The organism is Streptomyces botrytidirepellens (assembly GCF_003721215.1).
In the GTDB taxonomy this organism is placed as follows: domain Bacteria; phylum Actinomycetota; class Actinomycetes; order Streptomycetales; family Streptomycetaceae; genus Streptomyces; species Streptomyces himastatinicus.
Map to the genome: position 1 here is coordinate 22,223 of NZ_RIBZ01000137.1, position 6,107 is coordinate 28,329.

The following is a 6,107-nucleotide window of genomic DNA, read 5'->3' on the forward strand; positions in this document are numbered from 1 at the left end:
TCTTGACACGCTCGACTCCTATGTCCCGCCGAGCCGGTGATCCAGCGCCGTACAGCGTCTGCCCGCCGAGACGGTACGCACCGCCTGCCCGAGCGCGCGGCGCGAGCCGACCAGCACCACAAGGCGCTTGGCCCGGGTCACCGCCGTGTACAGCAGGTTCCGCTGCAACATCATCCAGGCCCCGGTGGTCACCGGGATCACGACGGCCGGGTACTCACTGCCCTGGGAACGGTGGATGGTCACCGCATAGGCGTGAGCCAATTCATCCAGCTCGTCGAAGTCGTACGGCACCTCCTCGTCCTCGTCCGTCAGCACGGTCAGCCGCTGCTCGTCGCTGTCGAGGGAGGTGACGACTCCAACCGTGCCGTTGAAGACCCCGTTGGCCCCTTTCTCATAATTGTTGCGGATCTGGGTCACCTTGTCGCCGACACGGAAGACCCGGCCGCCGAAACGCCGCTCCGGCACGTCCGGCCGGGCCGGGGTGATGGCCTGCTGCAACAGTCCGTTGAGCGTGCCCGCGCCCGCCGGGCCGCGGTGCATGGGGGCGAGGACCTGCACGTCACGGCGGGGATCGAGGCCGAACTTCGCGGGCACGCGGCGGGCCGCGACGTCCACCGTGAGCCGCCCGGCCTCCTCCGTGTCGTCCTCCACGAAGAGGAAGAAGTCCGACAGCCCCTGCGTGATCGGCGGGGCCCCGGAATTGATCCGGTGGGCGTTGGTGACCACCCCGGACTGCTGCGCCTGGCGGAAGATCCGGGTCAGCCGGACGGCCGGCACCGGGCTGCCGTGGGCCAGCAGGTCGCGCAGCACCTCCCCGGCGCCGACGCTCGGCAGCTGGTCCACATCCCCCACGAACAGCAGATGGGCGCCCGGCGGGACCGCCTTGACCAGCTTGTTGGCCAGCAGCAGGTCGAGCATCGAGGCCTCGTCGACGACCACCAGGTCGGCGTCGAGCGGGCGGTCCTTGTCGTACGCCGCGTCCCCGCCGGGCTTCAGCTCCAGCAGCCGGTGCACCGTGGACGCCTCGGCCCCGGTCAGCTCGGCGAGCCGCTTGGCGGCCCGGCCGGTGGGGGCCGCGAGCACCACCTTGGCCCTCTTGGCGCGGGCCAGCTCCACCACGGACCGCACGGTGAACGACTTGCCGCAGCCGGGGCCGCCGGTGAGAACCGCGACCTTCTCGGTGAGCGCGAGCCGCACCGCCTGGCTCTGCTCGGGGGCCAGATCGGCGCCGGTGCGCTTCGCGAGCCAGCCCAGCGCCGCGTCCCAGTCCACGCCCTGGAAGGCGGGCAGCCGGTCCTCCTCGGTGCGCAGCAGCCGCCGCACCTGCCCCGCCAGCGAGATCTCGGCGCGGTGGAAGGGCACCAGATAGACGGCCGAGACCGGCTCGCCGTCCTCCGGGCCCGGCACCGGCTCGCGCACCACGCCCTCGTCCTCGGCGGCGAGCTCGCCCAGGCAGTCGATGACCAGGCCGGTGTCGACCTGGAGCAACTTCACGGCATCGCCGATCAGTTGCTCCTCGGGGAGATAGCAGTGGCCCTGATCGGCGGACTGGGACAGCGCGTACTGCAAACCGGCCTTGACCCGGTCGGGGCTGTCGTGCGGGATACCGACCGATTGGGCGATCTTGTCGGCGGTGAGGAAGCCGATGCCCCAGACGTCGGCGGCCAGCCGATACGGCTCGTTCTTCACTATCGCGATCGACGCGTCACCGTACTTCTTGTAGATCCGCACCGCGATGGAGGTGGAGACGCCGACGCCCTGGAGGAAGACCATGACCTCCTTGATGGCCTTCTGCTCCTCCCAGGCCGCGGCGATCATCTTGGTCCGCTTGGGGCCGAGGCCGGGGACCTCGATCAGCCGCTTCGGCTGCTCTTCGATGACATCGAGGGTGTCGATGCCGAAGTGCTCGGTGATCCGGTCGGCGATCCGCGGGCCGATGCCCTTGATGAGGCCCGAGCCGAGATAGCGCCGGATGCCCTGCACGGTGGCGGGCAGGACGGTCTGGTAATTCTCGACGGTGAACTGTTTGCCATATTGCGGATGAGAACCCCAGCGGCCCTCCATCCGCAGCGACTCCCCCGGCTGCGCGCCCAGCAGCGAGCCGACGACGGTCAGCAGATCGCCCGAGCCACGGCCGGTGTCGACCCGGGCCACCGTGTACCCGTTCTCCTCATTGGCGTAGGTGATCCGCTCCAGAACCCCTTCGACCACCGCGAGTTTGAGCATGCACCGACCGTACCGCCGGGGGCGGACACCGGGTCGGGGCGACGAGCGGGCCTGTGGATAACCCGGCGCGGACGGGAGAGCGGCGAGGCGGCACATCGGACAGAGCGGAACATCACGATCCGGTTGCGGCCCGTTCCGGCATCTTGCCCCACCCTCGTGTAATCGATTCCAATCTCCCTCGGCGTCATCGATGTAATCGATTCCACGAGGAGGTGGGGCGATGCCGGCCATCAAGGACGTGGCGCAGCGCGCCGGGGTCTCCGTCGCGACGGTCTCCCGGGTGCTCAACGACCACCCGGCCGTCCGTACGGACACCCGGGACAAGGTGCTCGCCGCCGTCGCCGACCTCGGCTACCGGCCCAACGCCGTCGCCCGCTCGCTGCGCACCCATCAGACCCGCGCCCTCGGGCTGGTCATCAGCGATGTGCTGAACCCGTTCTTCACCGAGCTGGCCCGCTCCGTCGAGGACGCGGCCCGGGACCGGGGCTACAGCGTGGTCATCGGCAACGCCGACGAGCGGCCCGACCTCCAGGACCACCACGTCCGCACCCTGGTGGACCGCCGCATCGACGGCCTGCTGGTCAGCCCCACCGACGGCGGCTCCCCGCTGATGCTGGACGCCGCCCGCACCGGGACGCCCATGGTCTTCGTCGACCGCTGGATCGAGGGTGAGGGGCTGGACGAGGTGCCCGTCGTCCGTACCGACGGCGGCGCCGCGGTCCGCGATCTGGTGGCCCATCTGCACGCCCTCGGCCACCGCCGGCTCGCCATCATCGCGGGCCCGGCCGCCACCACCACCGGACGCGAACGGGTGGACGCCTTCCGCTCCGCCCTGCGCGAGTTCGGCCTCGCCCTGCCCGCCGAATACATCGGCCAGGGCGACTTCCAGGCCGACAGCGGGCGGCGGGTGACCGCCCGCTTCCTCGATCTGCCCCGCCCTCCGGAAGCGATCTTCGCCGCCGACAATCTGATGGCGCTCGGCGCGATGGACGAGATCCGCTCCCGCGGGCTGCGGGTGCCCGACGACGTGGCGCTCGCCGCGTTCGACGACATCCCGTGGTTCGTCCACACCGATCCGCCGATCACCGCCATCGCCCAGCCCACCGGAGACCTCGGCCACGCCGCCGTCGGCGCGCTGATCGACCGCATCGAGGGGCGGCCCGCCGCATCGGTGACCCTGTCCGCCCGCCTGGTCCCCCGCCGCTCCTGCGGCGAGCCCGAAGGGAGCACGCCATGACCACGACGCCCAGCCCCGAGCCGGAACCGGTGCCGCCCGCACCCGCGGACCGGCCCGCGCACGCGGACGACGGGGCGGAGATCCTGCGGATGGAGGGGGTCCGGAAGACGTTTCCGGGTGTGGTCGCTCTGGACGGCGTCGACTTCGACCTCCGCCGGGGCGAAGTGCACGTCCTCCTCGGCGAGAACGGCGCGGGCAAGAGCACGCTGATCAAGATGCTGTCCGGGGCGCACCGCCCCGACGGGGGACGCGTCCTGGTCGACGGCAGCCCTGTCCGTATCCAGGGGGCGCAGGACGCCGAGCGGTTGGGCATCGCCACCATCTACCAGGAGTTCAACCTCGTCCCCGACCTCAGCGTCGCCGAGAACATCTTCCTGGGCCGCCAGCCGCGCCGCTTCGGCGTCGTCAACCGCACGAAGATGGACGAGCAGGCCGCCGAACTCCTCGCCCGCGTCGGCGTGGACGTCTCCCCCCGGACCCGCGTCCGCGACCTGGGGATCGCCCGGCTCCAGATGGTCGAGATCGCCAAGGCGCTCAGCCTGAACGCCCGCGTCCTGATCATGGACGAACCGACCGCCGTGCTCACCACGGAGGAGGTCGACAAGCTCTTCCGTATCGTCCGCACACTGCGCGCGGACGGCGTGGGCGTCGTCTTCATCACCCACCACCTGGAGGAGATCGCCGCCCTGGGCGACCGCGTGACCGTCCTGCGCGACGGCCGCAGCGTCACCCAGGTCCCGGCCGCCACCGACCAGGACGAGCTGGTGCGGCTGATGGTCGGGCGGTCCATCGAGCAGCAGTACCCGAGGGAGCGCCCCGCGTCCGAGGACGCGGGGGAGAGCGACGGCGAGCCGTTGCTGAAGGTCCGGGGGCTCGGCCGCGGCGGCAGCTTCCAGGACGTCGACTTCGATGTGCGTGCCGGGGAGGTGGTCGGCCTCGCCGGGCTCGTCGGGGCGGGCCGCACCGAGGTCGTACGGGCCCTCTTCGGCGCCGATCCGTACGACACCGGCACCGTCGAGGTCGCGGGCGTGCCGCTGCCCCGCCATGACGTGGTCGCCGCGATGGACGCCGGGGTCGGCCTCGTACCGGAGGACCGCAAGGGCCAGGGGCTGGTCCTGGACGCGTCCGTGCAGGAGAACCTGGGCCTGGTCACGCTGCGCGGCGCCACCCGCGCCGGGCTGGTCGACCGGGCCGGGCAGCGCCGGGCGGCGGAGCGCATCGCCGAACAGCTGGCGGTCCGGATGGCCGGGCTCGACCAGCAGGTGCGCACGCTCTCCGGCGGCAACCAGCAGAAGATCGTCATCGGCAAGTGGCTGCTCGCCGACAGCAAGGTGCTCATCCTCGACGAGCCGACCCGCGGCATCGACGTGGGCGCCAAGGTCGAGATCTACCAGCTCATCAACGAACTCACCGCGTCCGGCCACGCCGTCCTGATGATCTCCAGCGACCTCCCCGAGGTGCTGGGCATGAGCGACCGCGTCCTGGTCATGGCCCAGGGCCGGATCGCCGGGGAGCTGACCGCTCGGGAAGCGACCCAGGACGCCGTCATGGCCCTGGCGGTGAAGGACGTCAAGGGCGTCGAAGGAAGCACAGACGGCGTCGTCGAAGGAGTCGGCGTCAACGAAAAGGAGGGCTCCCGTGGCCACTGACACGCTCGCGTCCACGAAGGACCCCGGGGGCCCGGCCGTACTGCGCCGCGTGCTGCTCGACAACGGCGCGCTGAGCGCCCTGGTGCTGCTGGTGGCGGCGATGTCGCTGCTGTCCGGCGACTTCCTCACCACCGACAATCTCCTCAACGTCGGCGTGCAGGCCGCGGTCACCGCGATCCTCGCCTTCGGCGTCACCTTCGTCATCGTCTCCGCGGGCATCGATCTGTCGGTCGGCTCGGTGGCCGCGCTGTCCGCCACCGTGCTCGCCTGGTCGGCGACCTCACAGGGGCTGCCCATCTGGCTCGCGGCGCTGCTCGCCGTCGCCACGGGGGTCGCGTGCGGCCTGGTCAGCGGGGCGCTGGTGTCCTTCGGGAAGCTGCCGCCGTTCATCGCCACGCTCGCGATGCTGTCGGTCGGCCGGGGCCTCGCCCTGGTCATCTCGCAGGGCAGCCCCATCTCCGTCCCCGACTCGGTGTCCGGCCTCGGCGACACGCTCGGCGGCTGGCTGCCGGTCCCGGTGCTCGTGATGGTCGCGATGGGCCTGATCACCTCCGGCGTGCTGGGCCGTACGTACGCGGGCCGCGCGATGTACGCGATCGGCGGCAACGAGGAGGCGGCCCGCCTCTCCGGCATCCGGGTGGGCCGTCAGAAGCTGGTCATCTACGCCCTGTCCGGCGGCTTCGCCGCGATCGCGGGCATCGTGCTCGCCTCCCGGCTCTCCTCCGCGCAGCCGCAGGCGGCCGTCGGCTACGAACTGGACGCGATCGCCGCGGTCGTCATCGGCGGCGCGAGCCTGTCCGGCGGCGTCGGCAAGGCGTCCGGCACGCTCATCGGCGCGCTGATCCTGGCCGTGCTGCGCAACGGGCTCAACCTGCTGGAGGTCTCCGCCTTCTGGCAGCAGGTCGTCATCGGTGTCGTCATCGCGCTCGCGGTGCTGCTCGACACGGTGCGCCGGCGCGCCGGGGCCCGGCCCGCGGCGCCGGGCGCGTCGGCGG

General features: G+C 71.7%; 4 protein-coding genes. 3 read left to right on the top strand and 1 reads right to left on the bottom strand.

Annotated elements, in window-relative coordinates:
• Positions 1 to 18: 18 nt before the first annotated feature.
• A complete protein-coding gene (gene recD2, locus EEJ42_RS10435; protein ID WP_123099679.1) occupies positions 19 to 2,226 on the bottom strand; it encodes an SF1B family DNA helicase RecD2 in 2,208 nt (735 codons plus the stop codon).
• 220 nt (positions 2,227 to 2,446) lie between these two features.
• On the opposite strand from recD2, the gene EEJ42_RS10440 reads away from it, so the two are divergent.
• The 3 genes from EEJ42_RS10440 to EEJ42_RS10450 form a co-directional block, all read left to right on the top strand.
• On the top strand, positions 2,447 to 3,463 hold the full coding sequence (locus tag EEJ42_RS10440) for a LacI family DNA-binding transcriptional regulator (RefSeq protein ID WP_123099680.1): 1,017 nt from the start codon (positions 2,447 to 2,449) through the stop codon (positions 3,461 to 3,463).
• An 89-nt stretch (positions 3,464 to 3,552) separates the two neighbouring features.
• Positions 3,553 to 5,112, top strand: coding sequence for a sugar ABC transporter ATP-binding protein (locus EEJ42_RS10445; protein WP_123099682.1), 1,560 nt, complete (start codon positions 3,553 to 3,555; stop codon positions 5,110 to 5,112).
• The coding region (locus EEJ42_RS10450) for an ABC transporter permease (RefSeq protein WP_148081913.1) at positions 5,102 to 6,107 on the top strand (1,006 nt) is incomplete at its 3' end. The genes EEJ42_RS10445 and EEJ42_RS10450, both read left to right, overlap by 11 nt.